Source organism: Streptomyces sp. NPDC051563, assembly GCF_044454225.1.
Lineage (GTDB): Bacteria > Actinomycetota > Actinomycetes > Streptomycetales > Streptomycetaceae > Streptomyces.
The window spans coordinates 1-24,776 of the sequence record NZ_JBITDL010000021.1 but is presented as its reverse complement, the minus strand read 5'-3'; the positions used below and the strand labels follow the sequence as shown (position 1 = coordinate 24,776).

The 24,776-nt window shown below is 72.3% G+C and carries 22 protein-coding genes and 3 riboswitches; of the genes, 11 read left to right on the top strand and 11 right to left on the bottom strand.

Annotation, left to right across the window (positions count from 1 at the left end; genetic code table 11):
• Window positions 1–48: 48 nt before the first annotated feature.
• The 4 genes from ACIA8F_RS24790 to ACIA8F_RS24775 are packed head-to-tail and all read right to left on the bottom strand — an operon-like array spanning window position 49 to window position 6,617.
• Window positions 49–1,710: an ABC transporter ATP-binding protein gene (locus ACIA8F_RS24790; RefSeq protein ID WP_399381903.1), complete on the bottom strand. Its 1,662-nt coding sequence runs from the start codon at window positions 1,708–1,710 to the stop codon at window positions 49–51.
• The gene (locus ACIA8F_RS24785; RefSeq protein ID WP_399382042.1) at window positions 1,707–2,891 is read right to left on the bottom strand and encodes an energy-coupling factor transporter transmembrane component T; all 1,185 of its coding nucleotides are present in this window, start codon (window positions 2,889–2,891) and stop codon (window positions 1,707–1,709) included. The genes ACIA8F_RS24790 and ACIA8F_RS24785 overlap by 4 nt, the downstream gene beginning before the upstream one ends.
• Window positions 2,892–2,913: 22 nt before the next feature.
• Window positions 2,914–3,837 (bottom strand): hypothetical protein, encoded by a 924-nt coding sequence (locus ACIA8F_RS24780; RefSeq protein ID WP_399381901.1) that lies wholly within the window; start codon window positions 3,835–3,837, stop codon window positions 2,914–2,916.
• A complete protein-coding gene (locus ACIA8F_RS24775; RefSeq protein WP_399381899.1) occupies window positions 3,834–6,617 on the bottom strand; it encodes a prenyltransferase/squalene oxidase repeat-containing protein in 2,784 nt (927 codons plus the stop codon). Before ACIA8F_RS24775 ends, ACIA8F_RS24780 begins: the two co-directional genes overlap by 4 nt.
• A 109-nt stretch (window positions 6,618–6,726) precedes the next feature.
• A riboswitch (cobalamin riboswitch) is annotated at window positions 6,727–6,865 on the bottom strand.
• A 126-nt stretch (window positions 6,866–6,991) separates the two neighbouring features.
• Window positions 6,992–7,066, top strand: a riboswitch (cobalamin riboswitch).
• A 139-nt stretch (window positions 7,067–7,205) separates the two neighbouring features.
• On the opposite strand from ACIA8F_RS24775, the gene ACIA8F_RS24770 reads away from it, so the two are divergent.
• Window positions 7,206–8,618, top strand: a complete 1,413-nt coding sequence (locus ACIA8F_RS24770) for a hypothetical protein (protein ID WP_399381897.1) — start codon at window positions 7,206–7,208, stop codon at window positions 8,616–8,618.
• Between the two features lie 75 nt (window positions 8,619–8,693).
• On the opposite strand, the gene ACIA8F_RS24765 is transcribed toward ACIA8F_RS24770, so the two are convergent.
• Both ACIA8F_RS24765 and ACIA8F_RS24760 read right to left on the bottom strand, forming a co-directional pair.
• Window positions 8,694–9,182 (bottom strand): DUF4430 domain-containing protein, encoded by a 489-nt coding sequence (locus ACIA8F_RS24765; protein WP_399381896.1) that lies wholly within the window; start codon window positions 9,180–9,182, stop codon window positions 8,694–8,696.
• Between the two features lie 140 nt (window positions 9,183–9,322).
• A riboswitch (cobalamin riboswitch) is annotated at window positions 9,323–9,460 on the bottom strand.
• A gap of 96 nt (window positions 9,461–9,556) precedes the next feature.
• Window positions 9,557–9,946: an alpha/beta fold hydrolase gene (locus tag ACIA8F_RS24760; protein ID WP_399381894.1), complete on the bottom strand. Its 390-nt coding sequence runs from the start codon at window positions 9,944–9,946 to the stop codon at window positions 9,557–9,559.
• A 357-nt stretch (window positions 9,947–10,303) separates the two neighbouring features.
• Between ACIA8F_RS24760 and ACIA8F_RS24755 the strand changes: the two genes are divergently transcribed.
• From ACIA8F_RS24755 to ACIA8F_RS24735, 5 genes are all read left to right on the top strand, one after another.
• The gene (locus tag ACIA8F_RS24755; RefSeq protein WP_399381892.1) at window positions 10,304–11,779 is read left to right on the top strand and encodes an MFS transporter; all 1,476 of its coding nucleotides are present in this window, start codon (window positions 10,304–10,306) and stop codon (window positions 11,777–11,779) included.
• A complete protein-coding gene (locus ACIA8F_RS24750) occupies window positions 11,776–12,819 on the top strand; it encodes a cation diffusion facilitator family transporter (RefSeq protein ID WP_399381890.1) in 1,044 nt (347 codons plus the stop codon). Before ACIA8F_RS24755 ends, ACIA8F_RS24750 begins: the two co-directional genes overlap by 4 nt.
• A gap of 90 nt (window positions 12,820–12,909) precedes the next feature.
• Window positions 12,910–14,526: an FMN-binding glutamate synthase family protein gene (locus ACIA8F_RS24745; RefSeq protein WP_399381889.1), complete on the top strand. Its 1,617-nt coding sequence runs from the start codon at window positions 12,910–12,912 to the stop codon at window positions 14,524–14,526.
• Between the two features lie 56 nt (window positions 14,527–14,582).
• Window positions 14,583–16,316, top strand: coding sequence for a thiamine pyrophosphate-dependent enzyme (locus ACIA8F_RS24740; protein ID WP_399381887.1), 1,734 nt, complete (start codon window positions 14,583–14,585; stop codon window positions 16,314–16,316).
• Between the two features lie 98 nt (window positions 16,317–16,414).
• Window positions 16,415–16,801 (top strand): hypothetical protein, encoded by a 387-nt coding sequence (locus ACIA8F_RS24735; protein WP_399381885.1) that lies wholly within the window; start codon window positions 16,415–16,417, stop codon window positions 16,799–16,801.
• Between the two features lie 201 nt (window positions 16,802–17,002).
• Here ACIA8F_RS24735 and ACIA8F_RS24730 read toward each other — a convergent pair whose 3' ends face one another.
• On the bottom strand, window positions 17,003–17,593 hold the full coding sequence (locus ACIA8F_RS24730) for a TetR/AcrR family transcriptional regulator (RefSeq protein ID WP_399381884.1): 591 nt from the start codon (window positions 17,591–17,593) through the stop codon (window positions 17,003–17,005).
• A 184-nt stretch (window positions 17,594–17,777) separates the two neighbouring features.
• Between ACIA8F_RS24730 and ACIA8F_RS24725 the strand changes: the two genes are divergently transcribed.
• A complete protein-coding gene (locus ACIA8F_RS24725; RefSeq protein ID WP_399381883.1) occupies window positions 17,778–18,746 on the top strand; it encodes an alpha/beta hydrolase family protein in 969 nt (322 codons plus the stop codon).
• A 37-nt stretch (window positions 18,747–18,783) separates the two neighbouring features.
• On the opposite strand, the gene ACIA8F_RS24720 is transcribed toward ACIA8F_RS24725, so the two are convergent.
• The 3 genes from ACIA8F_RS24720 to ACIA8F_RS24710 are packed head-to-tail and all read right to left on the bottom strand — an operon-like array spanning window position 18,784 to window position 20,455.
• Window positions 18,784–19,548, bottom strand: a complete 765-nt coding sequence (locus ACIA8F_RS24720; RefSeq protein ID WP_399381882.1) for a metallophosphoesterase — start codon at window positions 19,546–19,548, stop codon at window positions 18,784–18,786.
• Entirely contained in the window at window positions 19,545–19,799 is a 255-nt protein-coding gene (locus tag ACIA8F_RS24715) for a hypothetical protein (RefSeq protein ID WP_399381880.1), read from the bottom strand. Before ACIA8F_RS24715 ends, ACIA8F_RS24720 begins: the two co-directional genes overlap by 4 nt.
• A complete protein-coding gene (locus tag ACIA8F_RS24710) occupies window positions 19,796–20,455 on the bottom strand; it encodes a nucleotidyltransferase family protein (protein WP_399381879.1) in 660 nt (219 codons plus the stop codon). The genes ACIA8F_RS24715 and ACIA8F_RS24710 overlap by 4 nt, the downstream gene beginning before the upstream one ends.
• 147 nt (window positions 20,456–20,602) lie before the next feature.
• Here ACIA8F_RS24710 and ACIA8F_RS24705 point away from each other — a divergent pair, with 147 nt between their 5' ends.
• Window positions 20,603–21,829, top strand: a complete 1,227-nt coding sequence (locus tag ACIA8F_RS24705; protein WP_399381878.1) for a cytochrome P450 — start codon at window positions 20,603–20,605, stop codon at window positions 21,827–21,829.
• Window positions 21,830–21,919: 90 nt separating this feature from the next.
• Here ACIA8F_RS24705 and ACIA8F_RS24700 read toward each other — a convergent pair whose 3' ends face one another.
• Window positions 21,920–23,197 carry a cation:proton antiporter gene (locus ACIA8F_RS24700; RefSeq protein ID WP_399382040.1) on the bottom strand — a complete coding sequence of 426 codons (1,278 nt, stop codon included), beginning with the start codon at window positions 23,195–23,197 and terminating at the stop codon, window positions 21,920–21,922.
• A gap of 297 nt (window positions 23,198–23,494) precedes the next feature.
• Here ACIA8F_RS24700 and ACIA8F_RS24695 point away from each other — a divergent pair, with 297 nt between their 5' ends.
• From ACIA8F_RS24695 to ACIA8F_RS24685, 3 genes are all read left to right on the top strand, one after another.
• A complete protein-coding gene (locus tag ACIA8F_RS24695; protein ID WP_399381876.1) occupies window positions 23,495–23,950 on the top strand; it encodes a hypothetical protein in 456 nt (151 codons plus the stop codon).
• 91 nt (window positions 23,951–24,041) lie between these two features.
• A complete protein-coding gene (locus tag ACIA8F_RS24690) occupies window positions 24,042–24,203 on the top strand; it encodes a hydrophobic protein (protein ID WP_399381875.1) in 162 nt (53 codons plus the stop codon).
• 322 nt (window positions 24,204–24,525) lie between these two features.
• Window positions 24,526–24,776 (top strand): PRC-barrel domain containing protein (locus ACIA8F_RS24685; protein ID WP_399381874.1); only part of this gene is annotated, 251 nt, incomplete at its 3' end.

The window sequence follows — 24,776 nt, the reverse complement described above, 5'->3', positions numbered from 1 at the left end:
TGACGATTGCGGCCCGGGGGCGGATGCGGATGGCCGCGGCGTACGTGTTCACGCGTGCGGGCCCGTTCCGTCGGGGGCGGGGAGCACGGCGGCCAGCTGGCCGACGGTCAGGAAGGGCAGCGGGGCGAGGATCTTCGCGGTCTGCGGGGCGAAGACGGGGGAGGCGACGATGACCTCGGTGGTGGGGCCGTCGGCGACGATGTCCCCCTCGGCCATCACCACGACGCGGTCGGCGGCCCGGGCGACGAACTCGACGTCATGCGTGGAGATCACGACGGCCCGGCCCTCCGCGGCCAGATCGTCGACGATGCCGATGAGCTGGCTCTTGGCGCGGTAGTCGAGGCCGCGGGTGGGCTCGTCCAGGAGCAGCACCCGGGGGGCGGCGGTCAGCTGGATCGCGAGGACCAGGGCGAGCTTCTGCCCCTCGGAGAGGTCGCGGGGGTGGGTGGCGTCGGGGATGCCGGGTGTGAGCCGGTCCAGGATGGTGCGGGCCCGGATCCCGTCCGCGCCGATGCCGGACTCGGCGTCGGCCTGGTCGAGTTCCTGCCGGACCGATTCGAGGTAGAGGAGGTCGGTCGGGGTCTGGGGGACGAGACCGACGAGCTGCCGGGCCTGCGCGGCGGACAGCTTCTGCGGATCCCGCGGCTTCGTGCCGCCGTCGGGACCGCCGACGGACACGGTGCCGGCCTTGCGGGGACCCGATCCCTGGAGGGCCCAGAGGAGCGAGGACTTGCCGGAGCCGTTGCGGCCCATGAGCGCGGTGACCTCGCCGCCGTGGAGCGCGAGGTCGACCTCCCGTACGGCCGGGACGCCGTGGTAGGCCACGGTGACCCCGCGCGCGGTGAGCAGTTCCGGAAGGGCGGCCGTCGGCGCGCGGCGTACCGGCGGGGGAGTGCGGCCGGCCAGCCGGGCCCGCAAGGGGGCGGCCGCACGCCGGGCGTCGCGGATGGACAGCGGCAGCGGGGACCAGCCGGCCGTGCGGCCGAGCTCCACGACGGGCGGTGCGATGGACGAGGTACGGAAGATCTCGGCGGGCGGGCCCGATACGACGAGCCCGTTGCCCGGGAGGTGGATCACGCGGTCGGCGTACTGGACCACGCGCTCCAAGCGGTGTTCGGCGAGCAGCACGGTGACGCCGAGGTCGTGCACGAGGCGGGTGACGGCGGCGAGGACCTCCTCGGCGGCCGTGGGGTCCAGGGCCGAGGTGGGCTCGTCGAGGACCAGGACCCGCGGGTGGGCGGTCAGGACGGAGCCGATGGCGACGCGCTGCTGTTGGCCGCCGGACAGTTCGTGCAGGGCGCGGTGGCGCAGGTCGGCGAGGCCGAGGAGGTCGAGGGTCTCCTCGACGCGCTTGCGCATGGTGGCCGGAGGCACGGCCAACTGCTCCATCGCGTAGGCGAGTTCTTCCTCGACCGTATCGGTGACGAACCCGTCCAGCGGGTCCTGTCCCACCACGCCCACCACGTCGGCGAGTTCGCGCGGGGGATGCTCCGCGGTGTTCCGTCCGTCCACCACGACGCTGCCGAAGAGGGTGCCGCCGGTGAAGTGCGGAACGAGGCCGTTGACGGCGCCGAGGAGGGTGGACTTGCCCACCCCGGTGTGGCCGACGACCAGGCAGAGTTCGCCCTCCTCCACGGTGAGGTTCACCTCGCGCAGGACCGGTTCGTCCGCGTCGTCGTACTGGACGGTGACCTCGTCGAAGGTGATCACTTGGGTTCCTCGGTGCGCTGGGCGGGGACGGCCGCACGGGCGGGCGGGGCCGGGGGCGGGGCCAGGAAGCCGGCGGTACCCGCGAGGAGGATCGCGGCGGCGGGTACGAGCGGCAGGGTGGGCCAACTGAGCGGGTAGATCGAAGGGTTGAGTTCGGCGGCGTTGAAACCGGCGTTCGTGAAGAGGAGGGCCGCGGAGAGGATCCCGCAGCCGGCCACGGCCCACTCGGCCGCACGCCACGGGTCCGGCCGGTAGGCGGTCCGGGTGATGCGGCGGCCGCCGAGGCGCAGCCCCGCGAAGCACAGCAGGGCGCCGGCCCCCATGGACGGCAGGCCCAGCAGCCGCGGAGCGGTGGCGTCGAGCAGTCCGTACGCCCCGGCACACAGACCGCACATGCCGAGCAGCATGAGGGCGCCGGTCAGCCGCCGGGAGCGGCGGGTGGCGGTGCCCGCGCGGCCGTAGCCGCGGGAATCCATGGCGGCGGCGAGGCGCAGCGACCGCTCCAGGGCGTCCTCGAGCACCGGTACGACGATGCCCCGCAGAGCGCGCAACCCCTTGGCACGGCCGGCCCGCAGCCGCCGGGCCCGGTGCACCCGCTGCACGCTCTGCACGAGTTGGGGCGCGACGCTGATGGACACGGTGACGGCGACGCCCAGTTCGTAGAGGGCGCCGGGCAGGACGCGCAGGGCGCGCATGGGGTTGGCGAGGGTGTTGGCGGCGCCGATGCAGCACAGCATGCAGGCGAGCCGCAGTCCGTCGGTGGCGGCGGAGAGCAGGGCCTCCAGCGAGACGGGGCCGCCGAGCCGGATCCCCGCGTACCAGTCGGGTGTGGGGATGTGCGGCAGGGAGAAGAGGAAGTGGTCGCGGGGGGTGATGCCGGTGGCGAAGACGGCACGGAAGAGCACCCGGATCGCGACCACGGTGAGGGCCAGATACAGGTAGTAGGCGAACCCGCGGGCCCAGGGGGCCTCGGTGCGCCGCATGGTGACGACGTAGCCGAGGACGGCGAGGACGAGGAACAGCAGCAGCGGGTTGTTGGTGCGGCTGACGGCGGTGGCCAGGGCGAGGGCCCAGATCCACCAGGCGACCGGATGCAGGGTGCGGGGCAGCCGCCGGCCGCCCGTGTCCGGCCCGACGGCGGATACGGGCGGCACGGGCGGCTTGGCCGCGGCCGCGGCCACGGGGAGGGTGCGGGACACGCGGCTACTCCGTACCGCGGCGGCGGCGCCGGGCCGTGTACGCGGCGGCGCCACCGATCAGGAGCACCAGGGCCCCGGTGGCGACGGCGGGCAGGTACGAGCCCGCGTCGTGGGCGGCGTCGGCGGCGGGGGCCGCCTCGACGACCCGGGGACCGGGCGCGGACGCGGCGGCCGCGGGCGCGCTCGACGAGGCCGAGGGGGAAGGAGCCGGGGAGGCGCTCTCGGAGGGGCTCGGCGAGGCCGACGGGCTCTGCGGAGCGGTGGACCCGGGCGCCGCCGCCGGCCCGGGCGCGGCCGGATGCTCCGGCGCGGGGCCCGTGTCGACGTCCGGCGGCGGAGGCGCCGCGGTGCGGGTGTCCTTGGGCGCGGGTCCGCCGGTGGGCGCGGTGTTCTTGGCCCGCACCTGGTCGGGGGTGACGGTGGGCTTGCCCTCGGTGCCCTCGATGTCGGTGCCGCCGAAGATCCACAGGTCCACGCTGCCCGGCTCGGGCTTGTAGAGCATGGCGCCGAGCTGGCTGTACTCCCAGGTGGTGCGGCCCGGGTCGGCGTGCCAGTACGACCAGTAGGCGGAGGCGGGAGGCGTCAGTACGCAGTCGTCCTGCTGCGGGGTGGGGAACTGCTTGCCGCCCTGGAAGCCGCTGTAGCCGATGCGGCAGATGAAGGCGGGGCCGTCGTGGCCGGTGCCGGTGGTGGCCCAGCCGCCCTGGTTGAGGAGCTCGTAGCCGGTGGTGGGGGTGGAGCCGCAGGAGCGGTAGACCGGCCCGCCCCAGCGGCTGAAGTCCACGGCGAGGACGGCCCCGGAGGACGTGGTGCACTGCCCGATGGGCAGCGGGGCCGCCCCTGCCGGGGCCGCGGTGGCGGCGAGGGCCGCCACCGTCAGCCCGAGCGCGGCGGCCGTACGGGACAGGGCCCGCAGGACGCGGGTCACGCCTCGCCCCCGGTGGCCGCGCGGCGGCGCTTCGCGGCGCGGGTCAGGCCCCAGCCGCCGAGGGTCAGCAGCAGGGCCGCCGCACCGAGCCCGCCGGCCTGGACGCCGGTGGAGGCGAGGCCCCCGCCGTTCGCGCCGGAGCCCGAGCCGCCCCCGCTCTCACCCGGGGTCACGATGACGGGCGAGGAGGGGGAGGAGGAGGGCCGCACCGAGGTGCCGGGTTCGGGCTGCGGGCCGGTGCCGCTCAGGTCGCGGGTCAGCAGGCCGAAGGAGATGCCGGTGGCGCCGCCGACGGCCTGCGCGGAGGCCCGGACGTCGGAACCGGGCTGGCCGCCCTTGGCGATGGTGAAGCCGCCGTCGCCGTTCTGCTGCGAGGCGAGGAACTTACGGGCCTTGGCGATGCGGTCCGCGTACTTCGTGCCGTCCAGGGACATCCCCTGCACCGCGAGGGCCGCGGAGTTCACGGAGTTCCCGGATGCGCCGGGGAAACCGCCGTCGTCCTTCTGCTGGGCGGCCAGCCAGGCGACGGCCCGGTCGACGGCCTGCTGCGAGGCCGCGTCGGGGAGCAGATCGAGGGCCATGGCCGCCATCGCGGTGGAGTCCACCTCGGCCCCGCTGGCCTCGCCGATCAGGCTGGGCCAGGCACCCGAGGGCTCCTGGAGGCTCTTGAGGTAGGCGATCGGTTCGGCGGCGGCGGCCGTCTCGCCGGCCCGGACCTGGGCGATGACGCCGAGGGACTGGGAGAAGACGGAGGTGGCGTAGGCGTAGTTGCCCTTCGCCGCGCACTGCTTGGGCGTGTCGTTCTTCGCCGCGCAGATGCCCTTGGCGAGCGCGGCCAGCAGGTCCTGGCCGCCGAAGTCGCGGGGGTCGCGGCCCACGGCTTCGGCGAGGAGGGCGGTCTTGCCGAGGGAGCCGCCACCGGCGTACTTGGTGCCGATCAGCGTCCAGTCGTTGATCGTGCGTCCCTTGCCGTCCTTGCCGCTCTTGTCGAGGAAGTCGACGATGCCCCGCAGCGCGGAGTCGTCGCGGCCGGTGGCCGCGAGCGCGTAGGCGCCGTCGATGGTCAGTCCGTAGTCGGCGAAGCCGGTGCCCGGGCCGCTCTCGTAGTAGCGGCCCTGGATCAGACGGCTGTGGTCGGCGAGGTACGCGGAGCCCTTCCTCAGATCCGGCCCGTCACCGGCGGGAGGGGTGACGGGCGGGGTCACCGGGGGAGTGACCGGCGGGGTGGTCGGCGGGGTGGTCTTCTTCGCGGTCAGCGCGACCAGGTCGGTCCTGGCGCCCGCAACGGCGGCCGGGGCGGTCGCGAACAGCCGTGATTCGGTGTCGTCCTCCTCGAAGCCGAAACCGGCCCCCGGGAACTGGTGCCGGGAGAGCCAGGAGACGCCCGCGTCCGCGAACGCCTCGTCGCCGAGGGCGCGCAGGGCCTGGGCGGCCCAGGCGGTGGAGGCCGGGCTGCCGGTCGTCAGGTACCCGGCGGAGGGCCAAGCACCGGTCGCCAGCTGGGACTTCTTGAGCCAGCCGCGGGCCTTCCGCACCGCGGCGTCGTGACCGCCGGCCCGCTTGAGGGCCAGCGTGATCAGCCCGGTGGAGTTCGCGTCGCTGTCGCACCATTCGCCGGAGCGGATGAGGATGGAGGTGAAGCCGCCGTCCTCGCACTGGAGCCCGGTCAGCCGGTTCACGGCGTCGGCCGGCGGTGTCACCCCTCCGTTCAGCAGGGCGATGACGGCCATGGCCTGGGCCTCGGACTGGCCGGTGGTGCGGAAGTCCCCCTTGGTCAGGCAGCCTTCGACGTTCTCGCCGTCACCGATGTCGCGCGGGCAGACGTACGTCAGGAGGTCGCCGAGCAGATCGTGACCGCCGAAGGCGCGGGGGTCCTTGCCGGTGGCCTCGGCGACGAGCGCGAGACGGGCGGCCGCGGTGGCGTCGGGGATCTTGTCCTTGCCGGCCGGGTAGGCGTACGCATCGGTCTGCGCGGGCGCGGCGAGGAAGTCCGCGACCTTCTTGGCCGCCGGGCCGTCCGGGTCGCCGGCCTTCAGGGCGAACACGGCCTCGGTGGTGAGGAAATGGTTCGGGGCGGTGGCGCCCTCGTCGACGACGCGCTCCCCGTCCGTCAGCTTCCCGGTGACCCAGCGGGTGGCCGCGGCGACGTCGACCGACCCCGCGGGCACGGTGGGCGGGGCCGTCGGCACGGTCGGATCGGGGGTGGAACCTCCCCCGGCGCGCACGTCGTCCGGGGAGAAGCCGGGCTTGCCCGAGGTGCCGCCGACGTCGGTGCCGCCGTAGACCCAGGCGTCCACATCACCGGGCTTCGGGGTGCGGGCCAGGGCGCCGAGCGAGCTGTAGGTCCAGCTCTTCTGGCCGGGCGAGGCGGTCCAGTACGACCAGTACGCGGTGGCCTGCGGGGTGAGGACGCAGTCCTCCTTGGCCGGAGTGGGGTACTGCGTACCGGAGTCGAAGGCGCCGTTGCCTATCCGGCAGATGAATCCGTCACCGTCGTGGACGGTGCCCTCGGTGGTGAAGCCGCCGGTGTGCAGCAGTTCGTAGCCGGTGGTGGGGGTGGTGTCGCAGCCGCGCTCGACCTTGCCGCCGAAGGGGCCGAAGTCCACGGCGACGACGGCGCCGGTGGTGGCCGTGCACTGCTCGATCGGATCGGCGCTCGCGGAGCCGGGAACCGTGAGGAAGGCCACTCCCGCACCGAGCGTCAGGAAGGACGCGGTCACGAGGGAGAAGAACCGCCGTCTCGTCCCCGCATGCCGTTGCGCCTGCTGTTCGGTCCCCACCGCGGCCCTCGTCTCTGCCGGGCGGCTGCGTACGTGGCGATGCGCCCCCGCAGGGCTCACTGGCCATGGGGAGGCTGCGACGACCACACCGCAGTCCGCGACGGCGTTCTTCGTACTGTGACCCAGCCCCAGGCATTCCGGCTCACCCGGGACGCCCCGGGCCTACGGTTGCGGGTCAGCGCCGGAATTCGACCGGCTTCCCCTGGTACTGAGCAGTTATCAGCCGGAGTGCAACACGGATGCCGGTGACGCGTCAAGGTGGCATGAGTCTCACGGGGCGCTCCCCCGGGCACGGCGCGGGTCCGGCACCCGCCCGCCCTCCGGGTGGCTGGCGGACCCTTGATCACTCCGGTAGCGTCCTGGGCTGCCACGTGGGGGAATCCGGTGCGAAGCCGGAGCTGACGCGCAGCGGTGTGGGACGGCGGGGGCCGTTCCGAGCCCGAATGCCCAGGCGGCGACGTACTACAGGAAGCCGTACCACGCGTTCCGGACGGCGGCCCTCCGACCATGCCCCGGCCGTGCTCGTGCGCGGTGACGTGCGGGCGTGCTCCGGCGGTGGCCGGCGTTCGCCGATTCCAGGAGCAGGCCATGTCCCGTCCCCGTACCTTCCGCCGCCTCGCGCTCGCGGTGCCCGCCGCGCTCGGCGCCCTCGTCCTCACCGCACTGCCCGCCTTCGCCACCTCCAGCCCGGCGCAGATCGCGACGTCGAAGACCAACGGCGTCGCCTACCTCAAGTCGCTCCAGGCCGCGGACGGTTCGTACGCCGGGTCCGGACTGTCCAACGAGTGGGCGTTCAGCGCCTTCGCCGCCGCCGGTACGGCCGTCGCCGACGTCTACCCGGGCGGCGACACCACGAAGAACGCCCGCACCGTCTACCGCAACCTGCTCTCCACGGCGGGCTGGCCGCAGGCCTCCCCGGTGGTCACCGACTACGAGCGCGGCACCCTGAACGCGTACGCGGCAGGCATCGACCCGGCCCGCGTCTCGGCCTCGCGCAACCTCGTCGCGAACATCTACTCCTTCTGGCAGACGGCCGAGGCGGGCTACTTCAGCCCGTCCGGAAACTTCAACGGCACGGTCTTCGCGGCCCTTTCACTGCGCGGCGCGAAGACCCAGGGCGGCGCCCACCGCATCCCGCAGGCGCTCACCGACTCCATGGTGACCCGGATCCGCGCCAACCAGCACGTGGACGGCGGCTGGACCTACAACAAGGCCGAGGGCAACCCCACCGTCCTCAACTCCGCGGGCGACGTGGACATGACGGGCGCGGCGATGGCGGCCCTGTGCGTCTCCGGCGTCCTCAACACGGACGCGGACGTCGTGCAGGCCAAGAACTTCCTCAAGGGCAAGCTCGTCGCCACCACCGGTGCCTTCAACTCCCTGTACGGAGTCAACACCAGCTCCAACGGCTGGGGGGTGGCGGGCCTGAACGCCTGCGGCATCGACCCGCAGACCGGTGACTTCCTCACCGCCAACGGCAAGACCCCGATCGACTTCCTGATCGCCAACCAGTACAACCCGGCGGGCGGATTCAAGTACAAGCCCGCCGACACCTCGGCCTCCGCCTACGCCTCCATCGACGCACTGCGCGCCGTCGTCGGCGGCGGATTCACCACCGCCCCGCCGGTCCCCGTCACCCCGGGTGCCCCGCAGTGGGTCGCCCAGTCGGGCTTCACCGCCGGCACCGCCACCAAGCTGGCCCTGACCGTCGACGACGGCGCCGGCGGCCTCAAGGTCTGCTCGGTGGCCTTCACCCCGACCGGTACGACCGCCACCCTCGGCGACGTGCTGAACGCCGCCACCACGAGTGCCACCCCGTCGGGCTGCGTCACTAGCGTCACCCCGTCCTCCGGTACCGGCACGATCACCAACGTCAACGGCAAGGCCAACAGCGGCTCCGACATCTGGAAGGTCAGCGTCGACGGCTCGGCCTTCGCCGGAGCCGCCCGCAACAAGGTGATCAACGTGGGCGACACGATCGCCCTGCGCTGGGGCGCCTGATCCCCACGGGTGCTGACCCCGGCTCACCGGGGTCAGCACCCGTCCCGGGCCGGAGGCGGCACCCGCCACCGCCGGCTAGAAGGAGGTCCAGGTATAGGCGACCTCGTCGCCGGCCTTCAGCTTGAACTGGCAGCCACCGACCGGGGTCGGCGTGCCGTTGACGGAGATGCTCCAGTAGGCGGCGCCGCCGCCGCTGACGTTCTTGATCGTGTCCACGGAGAAGTCATCGAACGAGGCGTACCAGGTGCCGTCCCAGGTGAAGTGCTTCTTCTTCGCGGCGTCGTCCAGCGCGGCCGTCGGCGTGGGCACGGCGCTCGGGTTGGCGCCGCCGTTCGTGCCGTCGCACGGGTGCGTGCCGCCGGTGGCGGTGGTCACGTCGTGCCCCTTTGTCTTTATCTTCCCCTTGAACAGAAGCCCGTTGGGGCCCTGCACCGTGAGGCCGACCTTGACCGGGGCGTTCGTGTGCGGTGCCGGCTTGGCGTGGGCGACGGCGGGCGCGGTGGCGAGCGCGAGTCCCAGGGCGGCCGTCGTGACGAGGGAGCGACGGACGAGGTGCGGGCGCATGGGGTGCCTTTCGGGCAGGGCCGGTGCAGCCGGGCCCCGCCGCTGCGGCACCGCCCGGCAGCACCGGTTCCCGAGGGGGCGGGAGCAGGCTGGGGCGAGTCGGCGACTCAAGGCTCCGCGCTGCAGTCCGTGACAGTGGGAGACGGTACGAGCCGCATGGCGGGCTATCCGACTCGGGGCGCGGACGCCCCACACGGTTGCAGGTCAGCGCCGGATTCACACCGGCTTCCCCCTGGCCACACGACGATTCAGTTGTCACCCGGTCCGACCGGGCACACGCATCGTACGGCCGCGACAACGAGCTGACCAGGGGCGCCTTTCGGCCGCTCGGCCCCGGCTCGTCACGGTGCGAGCCGGGGCGGGCGGGGGAGGGGTCAGCCGGCGGCGCGGGCGGCCTGGGCGATGACGGCGGCCACGACGGCCGGACGGGAGACGTAGACGGCGTGGCTGCCGGGGGTCTCGGTGACGGTCGCACCCGCCCGCTCGGACAGGGCGCGCTGAGCGGCCGACGGGATCATGCGGTCGTCCGTGGCGACCAGGTACCACGACGGCCTGGTCTGCCAGGCCGGTTCGCAGACCGCACCGTCGAGGGCGTCGACGCCCCAGGGGACCTGGGAGTCGGCCATGAACGCGGCGCTGACCCCCGAGACCTCGGCCGGCTGCTCCAGCGTCAGCCGCGCCGCGCGGCGGTGACCACGCAGCACCTCACCGAAACCGGGCCCGTCCGCCTCGCCCGCGCCGCCACCGATGACGATCACTCCCATCGGTCCGCCCCCGCCCTTCGCCGGGCCCCGGTCACGGCCGACAGCCTCGTATCACCCACGGCCCATGATGACATCGGGAACCGTCCCGCAGGGCGCACACGGCTCGACCGACGGTGGACCCAACACGCCTCCATCGTCGCGGAGTTGGCTGTTTCCCATCGGTCCAGGGAGCCCCTGCGCCGGCCCGCCGACCCGGCCTGCGCGCGGACCGCAGCCGGCAGATCGTGCTCCGCCGGCTGCTGTGGATGAGCCGATCGTCGGGCGAAGCCGGGCATCGCCGCCGACCCGCTCGTGGAGACGCCGGAGCCCGGTGAACCTCGCCGTTTTGCGGCCGGGAGGCCGGGCAGACGTCCCGGCATGCTGGAGAACGCCGACTCAAAGACGGAGACCGTCACCACCCGCGTGCCGGCGCGGCTGGACCGGCTGCCCTGGTCCAGGTGGCACTGGATGATCGTGATCGGGCTGGGCACGGTCTGGATCCTGGACGGACTGGAGGTCACGGTCGTCGGAAGCATCGCGAGCCGGATCTCCGAGGACGGCAGCGGGCTCTCGATCACCGATGCGCAGGTCACCGGCCTCGCGGCCGCCCTCTACGTGGCCGGCGCCTGCGCGGGCGCGCTCGTGTTCGGCCGCCTCACCGACCTCTACGGGCGCAAGAAGCTGTTCCTGATCACGCTCGGCGTCTACCTGGCGGCGACCGCGCTGACCGCCGTGTCCTTCTCCGCCTGGTGGTTCTTCCTCTTCCGCTTCCTCACCGGCTTCGGCATCGGCGGCGAGTACGCGGCCATCAACTCGGCGATCGACGAACTGATCCCGAGCCGCTACCGCGGCCGGGTGGACCTGATCATCAACGGCAGCTTCTGGATCGGCGCCGTCGCGGGGGCCCTCCTGTCGGTCGTGGCCCTGAACACGGAGATCTTCCCCGAACAGGTCGGCTGGCGGCTGACGTTCGCCCTGGGCGTCGTGCTCGGCCTCGTCATCCTGCTGGTGCGGCGCCACGTCCCCGAAAGTCCCCGCTGGATGATGATCCACGGCCGGGCCGAAGAGGCGGAAGCCCTGGTCGCGGACGTGGAACGGCAGGTGCAAGCGGAGAAGGGCCAGGAACTGCCCGAGCCGGAGCAGCCCATCACCGTCACCCAGCGCCACAGCATCGGCTTCGGCGAGATCGCGAAAACGGTCTTCCGGTCCTATCCGCGCCGCGCGGTACTCGGCCTGTCCCTCTTCGTCGGCCAGGCCTTCCTGTACAACGCGATCACCTTCGGCTTCGGCTCCATCCTGGTCACCTTCTTCCACGTGTCCAGCGGGGTGACCGGCTACTACTTCGCCGTCATCGCCTTCTTGAACTTCCTCGGCCCGCTGCTGCTGGGGCGCCTGTTCGACACGGTCGGACGACGACCGATGATCTCGGGCACGTACATCCTGTCCGGTCTGCTGCTCTTCGGCACCGCATGGCTCTTCGCCGCCGGCCGTCTCGATGCCGTGACCATGACCGCCTGCTGGTGCGCCGTGCTCTTCTTCGCCTCGGCCGGAGCCAGCTCCGCCTACCTGACCGTCAGCGAGATCTTCCCCATGGAGACCCGTGCGATGGCGATCGCCTTCTTCTACGCCATCGGCACGGCGGCGGGCGGCATCTCGGGCCCGCTGCTCTTCGCGAATCTGACCTCCAGCGGGGTCGTGTCCGACGCCGTCCTGGCCTTCTGCATCGGCGCCGCCCTGATGGTGGCCGCCGGAGTGGTGGCCGTCTTCTACGCGGTCGCCGCCGAGGGCCGGTCCCTGGAGTCGATCGCCACCCCGCTCTCCGCCCGGTCCTCCACCGAAACGCACAGCGGATGAGCGGGACGGACGAGCGCCGGCAGGCAGGTCCGCACGGCCAGGACACCGAGACCCGCACGACCGTGTGGGTCGCCCTCGCCGCCAACCTCGCCATCTCCGTGGCCAAGGCGATCGGCGGGATCGTGGCGGGCTCCCCGGCGCTGCTGTCGGAGGCGGCCCACTCGATCGCGGACAGCCTCAACGAGGTCTTCCTGCTGGCCTCCCTCAAACGCAGCAGGCGCCCCGCGGACGCGCGCCACCCCTTCGGCTACGGCATGGAACGGTACTTCTGGTCCCTCCTCGCCGCCGTCGGCATCTTCGTCACCGGCGGTTGCTTCTCGGTCTTCCAGGGAATCGAGGCCTTCCGCTCCGGCGGCAACGAGACCCGCCACGGCTACGTCATCGGCCTGGCCGTCCTCGTAATCTCCCTGGCCGCCGAGGGAGCCTCGCTCGTACGGGCCGTGCTCCAGGTGCGTCGCGCCGCCCGGCAAGGGGGGCGCAGCATGGCCGCGGAGATCAAGGCCGGCCACGATCCGGCCCTGCGGACCGTGCTCGCCGAGGACACCACCGCCTGCGTCGGCGTGCTCCTGGCGATCGCCGGCATCGCCCTGCACATGGCGACCGGGGAGATCGCGTACGAGGCCTGCGCCTCCATCCTCATCGGGATCCTGCTCGTCTACGTCGCCTACACCCTCGGCCGGGCGGCCCGCACGCAGCTCGTCGGGGAGGCGGCCGATCCCGCCGTCCAGCGGCAGGTGCGCGCGTTCCTGCTGGAGCAGCCCGAGATCGACACCGTCACCGCCCTCCTGACCATGCGCATGGCACCCGACTCGGTCATGGCGGCCGCCCGCATCGACCTGACGCCGGGCTACGACAGCGAGACCCTGGAGGACGCGATGGTACGGATCCGGAGCGAGGTGCGCGGCCGCTGGCCCGAACTGGACCAGGTGTTCCTCGACATCACCGACGTCGCGGCCACCCGCCGGGGTGCCGCCGCCGACGGCCACCCCGCCCCGGCGCCGGGGGCGCACGCCGCGCCCGGGGAACACGGCACGGGGTAGCCGACGGGAGAGCGCACCGGCCCCTTGCTCTCCAGGGGCGCCGCCGGAGGTTTCCGGATTGGCGCCCCGCCTTCAGGGCAGGAGCGCGGCGTGCTCAAGACACTTCTCGTGGCCCTGCTCGGCGCGCTGGCGGCGGGGGCCCTGGCCGCCGCCTTCCTCGTCTCGCCGTGGTGGTCGGCCGCCGCCGTCCCCCTGCTCCTCCTCGCGCTGCTCGCCGCGCACGACCTCGTGCAGCGCCGGCATGCCGTCCTGCGCAACTACCCGCTGCTCGGCCACCTCCGCTTCGCTCTGGAGGCGCTGCGCCCGGAGATCCAGCAGTACTTCATCGAGCGGGATTTCGACGGGCGCCCCTTCGACCGCGCCACGCGCAGCATCGTCTACGAGCGCGCCAAGGGCACCGATGCGGAGGAACCCTTCGGCACCGAACTCGACCTGTACCGGGCCGGCAGCGAGTACCTCGTCCCGTCGATGGCACCGCGGCCCGTGGGCGAAGATCCGCCGCGGGTGCGGATAGGCGGGCCGGACTGCACCCGGCCCTACGACATGGCCCTGCTCAACGTGTCGGCGATGAGCTTCGGTTCCCTCTCCGCCAACGCCCTGCTCGCCCTGAACACGGGAGCGCACCTGGGCGGCTTCGCCCACGACACGGGTGAGGGCGGGCTGTCCGAATACCACCTGCGACCGGGCGGGGACCTCGTGTGGGAGATCGGCACCGGATACTTCGGGTGCCGTACGGACGACGGCGGCTTCGACGCCCGGCAGTTCGCCGAGAAGGCCGCTCACGAACAGGTCAAGTGCGTGTCGCTGAAGATCAGCCAAGGCGCGAAGCCCGGCATCGGCGGCGTCCTGCCGGGCGCCAAGGTGACCGAGGAGATCGCGCGGGTGCGCGGGGTCCCGCAGGGGAAGACCGTCATCTCGCCGCCCTTCCACCAGGTGTACTCCACCCCGCGCGAGCTCGTGCGCTTCCTGGCCCGGATGCGCGAGCTGGCCGACGGCAAACCCGTCGGCTTCAAGCTGTGCGTCGGATCGCGCCGGGAGTTCCTCGCCGTGTGCAAGGCCATGGTCGAGGAGGACACCACGCCGGACTTCATCGTCGTCGACGGCGCGGAGGGCGGCACGGGGGCGGCGCCGCTGGAGTTCGCGGACACCGTGGGCCTGCCGCTCGGCGAGGGGCTGATGACCGTGCACAACGCCCTCGTCGGCGCCGGACTGCGCGACCGCATCCGGATCGGGGCCGGCGGGAAGATCGCGACCGGCGCCGACCTCGTCAAACGCCTGCTGCAGGGAGCCGACTACACCAATGCCGCCCGGGCCATGATGTTCGCGGTCGGATGCATCCAGGCCCAGCGCTGCCACACGAACACGTGCCCCGTCGGGGTCGCCACCCAGGACGAGCGGCGTGCCCGCGCCGTCGACGTCGGTGACAAGTCGGAGCGGGTCAGGCGCTACCAGCAGGCCACGGTCAAGAGCGCCCTCCAGATCATGGCCGCCATGGGCGTCGACGACCCGAGCGGGCTGCGACCCCACATGCTGCTCCAGCGGGTGGACCCGCACACCGTCCGCTCCTACGCCGACCTCCACACGTGGCTCGCCCCCGGACAGCTGCTCGCATCAGCACCCGCCGACTCGGCATCCGACTGGCAGGCAGCGGACCCGGACCACTTCGCTCCCCGGAGCTCCGGGGCGTCCCACCCCGCTGCCCCCTGAACCCCACCGAAGCCGGCACCCGCCCCGCGGGAGCCGTCCCGTCCGGAAGGCATCCCGTGGCACGCACCGTCGCACACGTCATCGTCGACGCATTCAAGGAACTGGGGGTCAAGCAGGTCTTCGGAGTCGTCGGAGACGCCCTGAACCCCCTGACAGACGCGATCCGCACCACGGACGGCCTGGACTGGATCGGCTGCCGGCACGAGGAGGTCGCGGCCTTCGCCGCCGGGGCGCAATCGCAGCTCTCCGGAACCATCGGGGTGTGCATGGGCACGGTGGGGCCGGGCTCCGTGCACCTCCTCAACGGGCTCTACGACGCAGCCAAGAGCGGGACCCCGGTGCTCGCGATCTGCGGCCAGGTCCCGCTCGCCGAGATCGGCAGCGACTACTTCCAGGAAGTCGACAACGACCTCCTCTTCCGCGACGTGGCCGTCTACCGGGCCACCGTGACCTCGCCGGACCAGATGCCCCGCATGCTGGAGTCCGCGGTGCGCGCGGCCGTGACCCAGGGGGGAGTGGCCGTCCTGACCGTCCCCGGAGATCTCGGCGGCCAGGAGCTGAGCGAGGACCGTCCCACTCGCTTCGCCCTCGACCGCCCCGTCACCCGGCCCGACGACCCGGCCCTCGCCGCGGCCGCCGAACTCCTCAACGCGGCCGGCCGCGTCACCCTCCTCGTCGGCCTCGGTGCCCGCGACGCCCGTGCCGAGGTCCTCCGTACGGCCGATCTCCTCGCCGCGCCCATGGTGCTCACCCTCAAGGCGAAGGAGGGGTTCGAGGGCGACAACGCCTTCCAGGTGGGCCAGACCGGCTTGATCGGCAACCCGGCCGCCGCCCACGCGCTCGAACACGGCGACGCCCTCCTCATGCTGGGCACCGACTTCCCCTACCGCGAGTGGTACCCGAAGGACTGCAAGGTCGTACAGGTCGACACCCGCGGGGAACACCTGGGCCGACGGGTCCCCGTCGACGTCGGTCTCGTGGGCGATGTCGGTGCCACCCTGCGCGCCCTGCTGCCGCTCCTGGAACCGGCCCCCGACCGCACGCACCTGGACGACGCCAGGAAGCGGTTCGCCCACTGGAACGAGGGACAGCAGCGGCTCGCCGACCCGGCGCACGAGCACCGCTGGACCGGCAGGCTGCGGGCCGCGCTCGACAACCGCGACCACGAGATCCGCCCCGAGGCGCTGGCCGCCGCCGTCGACGCGTACGCGAGCGAGGACGCCGTGTTCACCTCCGACACCGGCATGGCCACCGTCTGGCTCTCCCGCTTCGTCACCATGCGCGGCACCCGGCGGCTGATCGGCTCGTACAACCTCGGATCGATGGCCAATGCCATGCCGCAGGCCCTCGGAGCCCAGCTGTGGGCTCCCGATCGCCAGATCGTCGCCTTCTGCGGAGACGGCAGCCTGAGCATGCTGCTGGGAGACCTCATGACGATCAAGACCCACCGGCTGCCGGTGAAGCTCGTCGTCTTCGACAATCGGCGCCTGGGCATGGTCAAGCTCGAACAGGAACAGGCCGGTCTGCCCGAATTCGGCACGGAGCTCGACAATCCCGACTTCGCGGCGGTCGCCACGGCCCTGGGCATCACCGGTCTCCGCGTCACCGATCCGGCCGATCTCCACGAGGCGGTGCGCCGGGCCTTCGACACCCCCGGGCCGGTGCTGCTCGATGTCCTGACCAACCCCGAAGAGGTGGCCGTACCGGCCGAGCCGACGGTAAGCCAGGGCGTGGGGTTCGCCCTCGCCAAGATCAAGGAAGCGCGGCCGCGGCGGCGGCCGCGGAAGTGAAGGCGCACGCATCAGCGTCCCGAGCGGGGCTCCCGCAGGACCTGCAGAACCCTGCCGTCACGATGTCTGGGAGGGGGCGGGCCGGGCAGGCGGTGGATATGAACGAATCCGTTGCGAACGTGTCCAGCAGCTACTACGTCACCGTCCGGGGGGAGCGCTTCACCTGCGGCGAGGTGACCGGTCTCGGTCCCCAGGGAGACCTCGGCCTGCCCGGGCAGGTGCTCACCCTCACCCTCGACGACTGCGTCCTCACCGACGTGCCCGCGGCACGGGAATGGGCCCTGCCCTCGGAGGCTTCCGCCGAGCCGTTCAACGTCAAGATCGAGGAGATGAGGGCGGGTTCGGCGACCCCGCACACCACGTGGTACCTCACTGACGCCAGGCCGGACTCGATCACCGGCCACAGCACGACGGCGACCAGCCACGAAACCCGGATCGGCCGGCTCACCGTGCACGCCGCCAAGATCTCTCCGGACATGCCCTAGCGGGTGTCCTGCCGATCAGGCCGGGCTCGCGTGGTCTGGTGCCGCGCCTCGCCGCGTTGTCGTCACTCGCCGACGCTCCGCGTCGACTCCCTCCTCCGCCTTGCGATCCACGGCACCAGACCCCGCTCCCTGATCCGGCCTGATCGGCAGGACACCCCCTAGCGGGTGTCCTGCCGCCCTGTCCGGGCGGTGGGGCAGGGGTCAGGACCGTGCTGCGGGGGCGAGCCCGTCCAGGAGCAGTCCGATCAGACGGCGGGGGCGGTAGCGGGGGTCGTGGCCCGGAGCGATGCAGAGGTTGCCGATCCCGCGCAGGAGCTCGTAGGGCTGCACGTCGGTCCTGGCTTCACCGGCGTCGGCCGCCGCCGCGAGGAGTTCCTCGGCGACGGGCAGCAGCCGGTCGAGGAAGTAGGTGTGGAGCGTGGCGGAACCGCCGTCGGGCTGGGGGATGCCGGCGAGACCGTGTTTGGTGACGAGGAAGTCGGCGAACTGGTCGATCCACCGGCGCAGTGCCTCCATGGGGGAGCCGGCGGTGGCCAGCAGGTGCGGCCCGGCCTGGGACAGCTCTTCGACCTGGTGGCGGAAGACGGCCACGACGAGGTCCGCCCGGGTGGGGAAGTGGCGGTAGAGCGTCCCCATCCCCACCCCGGCCTTCGCCGCGATCTCACGGACCGGCGCCTCGACACCGGACACCGCGAACACCTCCGCCGCCGCGGCGAGCACCTTCTTCTGGTTGCGCACGACATCGGCCCGCTGGGCCGGCGGCGGCGTCCTCGTCTCTTCCGTGCCGGGCACGGTGTCCTCCTTTGCCTGGGCGCCGGTGCGGCGTCCCGTCTCTGCGTTTGTGAAGTGGAACAATGCTCCGTATTCTAAATGGAGCAACGTTCCGGTTCCCTCGCAGTCTAGGGGAGGCCGTACGTTCCCACCGCCCTGCCCGCCCCACAAGGGGCGGCGAGGCCTACGCACACGGAGATGCAGCATGCCCGAGTGGACTTCCATCGCCGACACCTACCTCCACCCCGCCGCCCCGTCCGTGATCTCGGTCAGCCCTGTGCCCCTGACCGTCCCCGGACGGCCGCTCGACCTCGAACTGCGGATCTCCGCCCCCGTGACGGGCACGGACCTGCCGGTCATCCTCTTCTCGCACGGCCAGGGCGGAGCGTACGGACTCTCCTCGCTCGACGGTTACCTCCCCCTGGCGAAGGTCTGGGCGGCCCGCGGGTTCGTCGTCATCCAGCCCCACCACCTCAGCGCCCCCCGGCTCGCCCACCAGGTCGCCGACGAGCCCGGAGCACCCTTCTTCTGGGCCTCGCGCACCCAGGACATGCGCGACATCCTCGACCGGCTCGACGAGATCGAGAGGGCCGTCCCGGGCCTCGCCGGACGCATGGACCACGGCAAGATCGCCGTCGCAGGACACTCCGCCGGATCCTTCACCGGCGAACTCCTCCTCGGTGCCCGCGCCACCGACCCCGACACCGGGGAGGTGCTGAACGCCCACGACCCCCGGATCACCCAGGGCGTCCTGCTCGGAGCCATCGGCAGGGGAGGCGATGCGTTCGACGGATTCATGACGGCCCGCGCCCCGGTCTTCCGCACCACCGACCTCACCACGATGACCACCCCGGCGCTGGTCGTCGCCGGCGACAAGGACGACTCCCAGCACTGGACGACCATGGGGCCGGACTGGCACGCCGACCCCTACCACCTCGCCCCCGGCCCCAAGACGCTCCTCACGGTCTTCGACGGCGAACACCTCCTGGGCGGCATCCAGGGCCACGACAGCGCCGAGACCACCGACGAGAGCCCCGACCGGGTGGCGGCGGTCGCCGAACTCACCGCCGCCTACCTCCGCACCGCCTTCCACCCCGGCGACACCTCCTGGCAGACCGCCCAGGACGCCCTGACCACCGGACCCGACGCCCTCGGACGCGTCGAATCCAAGTAGCCCCCGGAACGCCCCGGAGCGCTGCGCGACGGGCACGTCACCTCAGGAGCTGTGCGTCGCGCTCCCGCTCCGCCGCGGACCGCGGCGTCAGGTGGTAGACGGCGAAGGCCCGGTCGATGACGGGCATGGCGACGTTGCGCACCCGTACTCCTGCCGCGGTCATGCCGTGTTCCGTGCCCAGGTGCGCGTGTCCGTGGACCGCGAGGTCGGCTCCGGCCCCGTCCATCGCCTCCGCCAGGAGGTAGCTGCCGAGGAACGGATAGATCTCGACGGGCTCGCCCGCCAGCGTGTCCGGCACCGGCGAGAAGTGCGTCAGCGCGATCCGCAGGTCGCAGCCGCGGTCCCCGAGCTCGCGCAGCGCCCGTTCGAGGCCCTGCGCGCAGCGCTGGGTGAGGCGGATGAACGCCTTCATCTCCGGCTCGCCGAACGCGCTGCCGCTGCGCCCCGCGAATCCTCCGCAGAAGCCCTTGGTGCCCGCGATGCCGACCCGTTGGCCCGCGACGTCGAGGACCACTGCGCTGCCCTCCAGAACGTGCACGCCGCAGGAGGTGAGTTCCCGGGCCACGGCGTCCTGCTGGTCGCTCTGGTAGTCGTGGTTGCCGAGGACCGCCACCACCGGCACGGGCAGATCCCCGACCTCGCCGGCCACCACCCGGGCCTCCTCCGCCGTCCCGTGCCGGGTGAGGTCACCGGCGAGCAGCAGCAGGTCGGCGCAGTCCCCGAGGGTCTCGAAGGCCGGCCGCAGGGTTCCCCCGCTGTCCGGTCCGAGGTGGATGTCCCCGACGGCGGCGACGCGGATCACGAGAGCTCCTCCGGACGGGGGGACAGATGCGGACGGTTCACCGTCAGGTCTGCCCGCCAGGGGAGGTCCTCGAACTCCTCGGCCGCCGCGCGCAGGACGGCCTCGCGGCAGGCATCGCTGCAGACGCTGCCCCGCAGGACGGCGTGCGCACCGTGCACGTCGATCCGCAGGCCGAGTTCGGCGATGTCCTCCCGGGCCAGGCGGTCGCGCAGGTGCGCGATGCGGTACTCGATGAAGTCTTCCGAGCTCATGGCGTGTCCCCTCCGCGGTCCGTCCGGCCGATGATCTTGAGGCGTTCGAGGGCGTACAGGAAGGCGTCCGCCAGGGGATCCGCGCGGTGGTCACGGTAGAGGCGGGGCCAGTCGATCTGCTCGCGCAGCATGCGGGCCATGGGGAGGAGGTCGCCGAAGTCGCAGTAGTGCTCGCAGAGTGCGGCGATCCTGCTGTCCATGAGGTCCGTGGGGTCCAGGACCGGCATCCATACCGAGTCGACCACCCTGGCCTCGGCCCGCTCCAGGAGTTCACCGCTGACGGGGCGGCGGGCCAGCTCGAAGATCAGGTCGATCTCCTCACCTCCGGAACGGCCCTTCACCAGCCAGTCCTCGGGGGCCCGCCGCATCGCGATCCCACCGGCCGCCAGCGCCTCGATCGCCGCGTCGGCGTCCTCGGGACGCACGCAGAAATCGGTGTCGTGCTGGAAGTTCGCCGGCAGCCCGTGGGCGAAGGCGGCCACGCTGCCGGCCAGGGCGAACGGCAGCCCCGATGCCTTGAGGAGGGCCGCCACCCGTTTCGTGGTCTGCAGGATCGCCTGGGTGTGGTCCTGCGGCAGGCCCCCGTCGGGGGCGACCCCGCCGAGCACCTCCCGCGGGGCTCCGAGATCCAGGGGCAGAACCGCATCCGTGTCCACCAGCCGCTCCTTCCACCGAACGGAGATCAATGGTCCGCACGCCAGACGTCTGACCCGTTTGCTCCCGCCAAAACGCCTGCGCCCGGGCCCGGCCCTACGGATCGTGCCCGGGCGTGTCCGTACGGCGGCAGCGGGTAGCCGCGCACCATGACGCCCTCCAAGAAATCCGCGGCCCGGTGGAGCGACGGTACGCTCGGCCTACTGGCCCACGGGTACGCCTGGCTCCCCAACCGGATGCGCGGGACGATCGACGGCACGGTCAGGACCCGGCTGCTCGGCCGCCCCGCCATCGCGTTGCGGGGCCCCGAGGCGGTGGCCTTCTTCTCCGACGAGAAGCACGTCGTCCGCGCCGGGGCCCTGCCCGACCCCGTGCTGGACACCCTGCTCGGCCAGGGAGCCGGGCACACCCTCGACGGGGACCGGCACGCGATCCGCAAGGCCGTGTTCGTCACCCTCCTCAAGGACGGCACCGGCGTGGCCACCCTGGGCGGACACGTCAGCTGGCGGTGGCGCGAGGCGATGGACCGCCGGCGGGGCGACGCCGTGGTGCTCTTCCACGAGGCGGCCGGGGTGCTCGCCCAGGCCGTCTGCGACTGGGCGGGCGTACCGCTCTCCGACGCGGAGGTCGCCGGGCTGGCGCGGGACTGCACGGCCATGGTCGACGGCTTCGCCACGCCGGGCCCCCGCCACGTGCGCGCCCGCCGGGCACGTCGCCGCCAGGAGGAGGCCATGGCCGCACTGATCTCCGGGATACGTCTCACCCCGGAGGCGGAAACCAAGCAGACCGCCCTGGAGACGGTGGCGTGGCACCGGGAGGCGGGCGGGAACCTCCTGGACGTCCACACGGCGGCGGTGGAACTGCTGCACCTCATCAGGCCGACCGTCGCGGTCGCCTGGTTCGCGGCCTTCGCCGCCCATGCCCTGCACCGCTGGCCCCACCACCGCGACCTGCTGCGCTCCGACCCGGACGGCACCTACGCCACGGCCTTCGCCCACGAAGTCCGGCGCTTCTACCCCTTCGCCCCCTTCGTCGCGGGGTTCGCGGCACACGACCTGGTCTGGAAGGGCGAGGACATCGCGAAGGACACGCTCGTCCTGCTCGACCTGTACGGACAGAACCACGACGCGACCCTGTTCGAGCACCCGTACCGCTTCGACCCGGACCGCTTCGACCCCCAGCGGTACTCCGCCCCCGGCCACCGCTCCCCTGGCGAGGACATCACCGTGACCGCGCTCGCGACCATCGCCGCAGAGCTGGCGCGGATGGAGTACGAAGTCCCCGCGCAGGACCTGACCATCCCCCTCAACCGCATGCCCACCCGCCCGCGCAGCGGCTTCGAGCTGAGGCCGCACCCCGGCACGCCCCGGAAGTAACCCGCGGGCCGGCGCCGCGTGCGGGCGATGACGACGAGCGCGGACTTCGCCGTGATTTCAGGCTCCGCCTCGGCGGCGGAACTTCCGTCGTCAGGCGGGGTGATCCTGCTCGACGGGGCGTCGTGCTCCTGGTCCGTCCGGGGCGGAGCGGTCGAGCCGGGTGGTGACGGGCGTGGCTGCGGCGCCGTGCAGGATCACGGACAGCAGCACGCTGAAGGTCACCACCGCCCACAACTCGCGGGCCGGGGTGGCGAAATCGGCCTCGCCCAGGGCGTAGGCGAGGTAGAAGAACGACCCGATGCCCCGGATGCCGAAGAACGCGATGGCGGTCCGCTCCTTGCCTGCGGCCTTGCCACCGATCTGGACGGCCCAGCCGACGGCCGGCCGGATCAGCAGGAAGAGCACGAGCCCGAGAACGGCTCCGCGCCAGGTCAGCGCGGCGAGTCCGCCGTCGGCGAGGTAGCCGCCGACGAGGAAGAGGATGACGGCGGTGAGCAGCCTTTCGATCTGATCGGTGAAGGCGTGCATGACCCGGTGGTACCGGTGGGAGCGCTCGGCGTTGCGGATCGTGCAGGCGGCGACGAAGACGGCGAGGAATCCGTAGCCGTGGAGGAGCTCGGTCAGCCCGTACGCGGTGAAGGTCGCGGCCAGCGCCACGAAGCCCTCGCGGTGTTCGGAGAGCCGCAGTGCCTTCCAGGAGGCCTGGAAGAACATCCGGCCCAGGAGCCGTCCGACAGCGATCCCGACCGCCAGCCCGACCGTGCTGCGCACCAGGATGTCGCTCCACACCCAGTGCCAGAGCCCGTCGGTGGACCAGCCCGTCGCCGAAGCCGTGGTCAGCGCGATGGCCGCCAGGACGAACGGGAAGGCCAGACCGTCGTTGAGCCCGGCTTCGCTGGTCAGCGCGAAGCGGACCTCGTCCTCGTCGTCCTCGTCGTCGGTAGGTTCTCCCACGCGTACCTCCGCGGCCAGGACCGGGTCCGTAGGAGCGAGGGAGGCCGCCACCAGCAGGGCCACGGCCGGCGGCCATCCCACCAGCCACCCCGCCACGGCCGCGGTGAGCAGGATCGTCAGGGGCATGGCCAGGCCCAGCAGCCGCCACGTCGTCGACCAGGCGCGCAGGCCCGGCGGCCGGTTGATGGCCAGACCCGCGCCCATCAACGCCACCACGGCGCAGACCTCCGTGAGGTGCTCGACCACGCCGCGGTGCCGGATGGGGTCGAGCGTCGGGAGCGCGTCGAGTGGCAGCAGGAACACCAGGAACCCCGCGGTCAGGAACACCATGGGCAAGGACAGGGGCCGCTTCGCGAGGGCAGTGGGAAGCACGGCCGCGCACAGAGCCCCCAGCCCCGCACAGGCGTACACCATGTCTATCCCGGTCAAACCCAGCAAGCGGATCACCATTCCCCAAAGGAACCTATGTCGGGCTCCGCCTACCCGATCTTGTGACGGGCAGCCTCGACGCACCCTGCGGCTTCCGTGCACGAGGGCCACCGGGACGCCACGGACGTGGTCGACCCGTACAGGCGGAACCGGCGGCCGGCCGGAGTCCGGCCTCGCGACGAGGCCCTCGTGAGGGCGGGCCGCGCCGGACAGGAGCATGTACCGCCGACGCGGGGGTACGCGTGCGGCATGCACGGACACCATGCGCGTCCCACGAGCACCTTGTCCCGTACGACTCAGCCCCGCGAGGAGCCCCCGGCCGGCGCGGGCCGGCACGCGGGCGGGGGAGGGGGGCTGCGCCGGCTGCGCCGCCGGATCCTCGCCTACCAGCAGGTCGACCTGCTCTCCTCACGCATCCCCGGGGACACCGGCACCGGCGACGAGGTCCTGCTCCTCGTCCACGTCCGCAAGGTCGTCGGGGAGGTCCACTACCGGATGTGCCTCGCGTGCGCCAAGGCCGTGATCGCGGCGGTCGACATCGACCCGCGGTTCCTCGGTACGGGCCTGGACACCCGGGCCCTGTCCCACCTGCGGGCGCGGCATCCGGGCCTCGCCTGGCACAGCACCCTGAACCTGCGCGGCACCCGCGACCTCCTGCGCCGGTCGCGCATCCTCGACGGCAACGAGGTGTGCGACCACCTGCGCGTCCCGGCGGTCCGGGCTCAGCCGTCCTCCTGACCTCCTGGCCGCAGCGGGAAGCCGAACGCCTCACATTCGTACGCATGGCCTGGCGACGGGTGGGCATGCGAGGGCTCGGAGGTTGATAAATATGGTTCCCCTGCTTCTTGTTCTGCTGCTGATTCTGATTCTTGCCGGTGCGGGATTCGCGATCAAAATTCTCTGGTGGATTGCGATCGCGCTGCTCGTACTGTGGCTGATCGGATTCGTCGCCCGCCCGAAGAGCGGCAGCGGCCGATGGTATCGCTGGTAGCCGCATCGTTGCGGCGCAGGTGAGATGTGGTGTGCCGGTGGCCTGCCACCCCCGAACCGGGGGTGGCAGGCCACCGGCATGTCGGCACGCGCGCGCTGTGGTTTTGCGTTGCCGGATGAATTCGGATATCGCAGGTAAAGGTGATGGCGCCCGTCTCGATTCGGATCCCACCCGACGTGTGTGAGTGGAAAACGGGGGCAAGCGGTGGTCAGGACGTCATGGACGTTCCGCTGTGTACGGAGTACCGAGTACGGAAAAAGGGAAGGTCGGCGGGGAGTTCATTTCCCTCCCGTTTCCCGTTGACCGGAGGAGTTGTTTTCGCATGACTGAGAATGTGTGGGGTTACCGCGAGACGTCCGGCCGTCTGGCCGGTGCGGATCTGGCGGGATACAAGGTCGAGGCGAGCGACGGTTCCATCGGCAAGGTCGACAAGCACTCCGACGAGGTCGGGTCCTCTTACATCGTGGTCGACACCGGCCCGTGGATCTTCGGCAAGGAAGTCCTCCTGCCGGCCGGCACGATCACCCGGATCGACGCGAACGACGAGAAGATCTACGTCGACCGGACCAAGGA

Coding starts and splice junctions, on each gene's coding strand:
- ACIA8F_RS24770 (WP_399381897.1), top strand. CDS start 7,206: ATGTCCCGTCCCCGTACCTTCCGCCGCCTCGCGCTCGCGGTGCCCGCC.
- ACIA8F_RS24750 (WP_399381890.1), top strand. CDS start 11,776: ATGAGCGGGACGGACGAGCGCCGGCAGGCAGGTCCGCACGGCCAGGAC.
- ACIA8F_RS24755 (WP_399381892.1), top strand. CDS start 10,304: ATGCTGGAGAACGCCGACTCAAAGACGGAGACCGTCACCACCCGCGTG.
- ACIA8F_RS24760 (WP_399381894.1), bottom strand. CDS start 9,946: ATGGGAGTGATCGTCATCGGTGGCGGCGCGGGCGAGGCGGACGGGCCC.
- ACIA8F_RS24725 (WP_399381883.1), top strand. CDS start 17,778: ATGCCCGAGTGGACTTCCATCGCCGACACCTACCTCCACCCCGCCGCC.
- ACIA8F_RS24705 (WP_399381878.1), top strand. CDS start 20,603: ATGACGCCCTCCAAGAAATCCGCGGCCCGGTGGAGCGACGGTACGCTC.
- ACIA8F_RS24735 (WP_399381885.1), top strand. CDS start 16,415: ATGAACGAATCCGTTGCGAACGTGTCCAGCAGCTACTACGTCACCGTC.
- ACIA8F_RS24715 (WP_399381880.1), bottom strand. CDS start 19,799: ATGAGCTCGGAAGACTTCATCGAGTACCGCATCGCGCACCTGCGCGAC.
- ACIA8F_RS24700 (WP_399382040.1), bottom strand. CDS start 23,197: ATGGTGTACGCCTGTGCGGGGCTGGGGGCTCTGTGCGCGGCCGTGCTT.
- ACIA8F_RS24690 (WP_399381875.1), top strand. CDS start 24,042: ATGGTTCCCCTGCTTCTTGTTCTGCTGCTGATTCTGATTCTTGCCGGT.
- ACIA8F_RS24765 (WP_399381896.1), bottom strand. CDS start 9,182: ATGCGCCCGCACCTCGTCCGTCGCTCCCTCGTCACGACGGCCGCCCTG.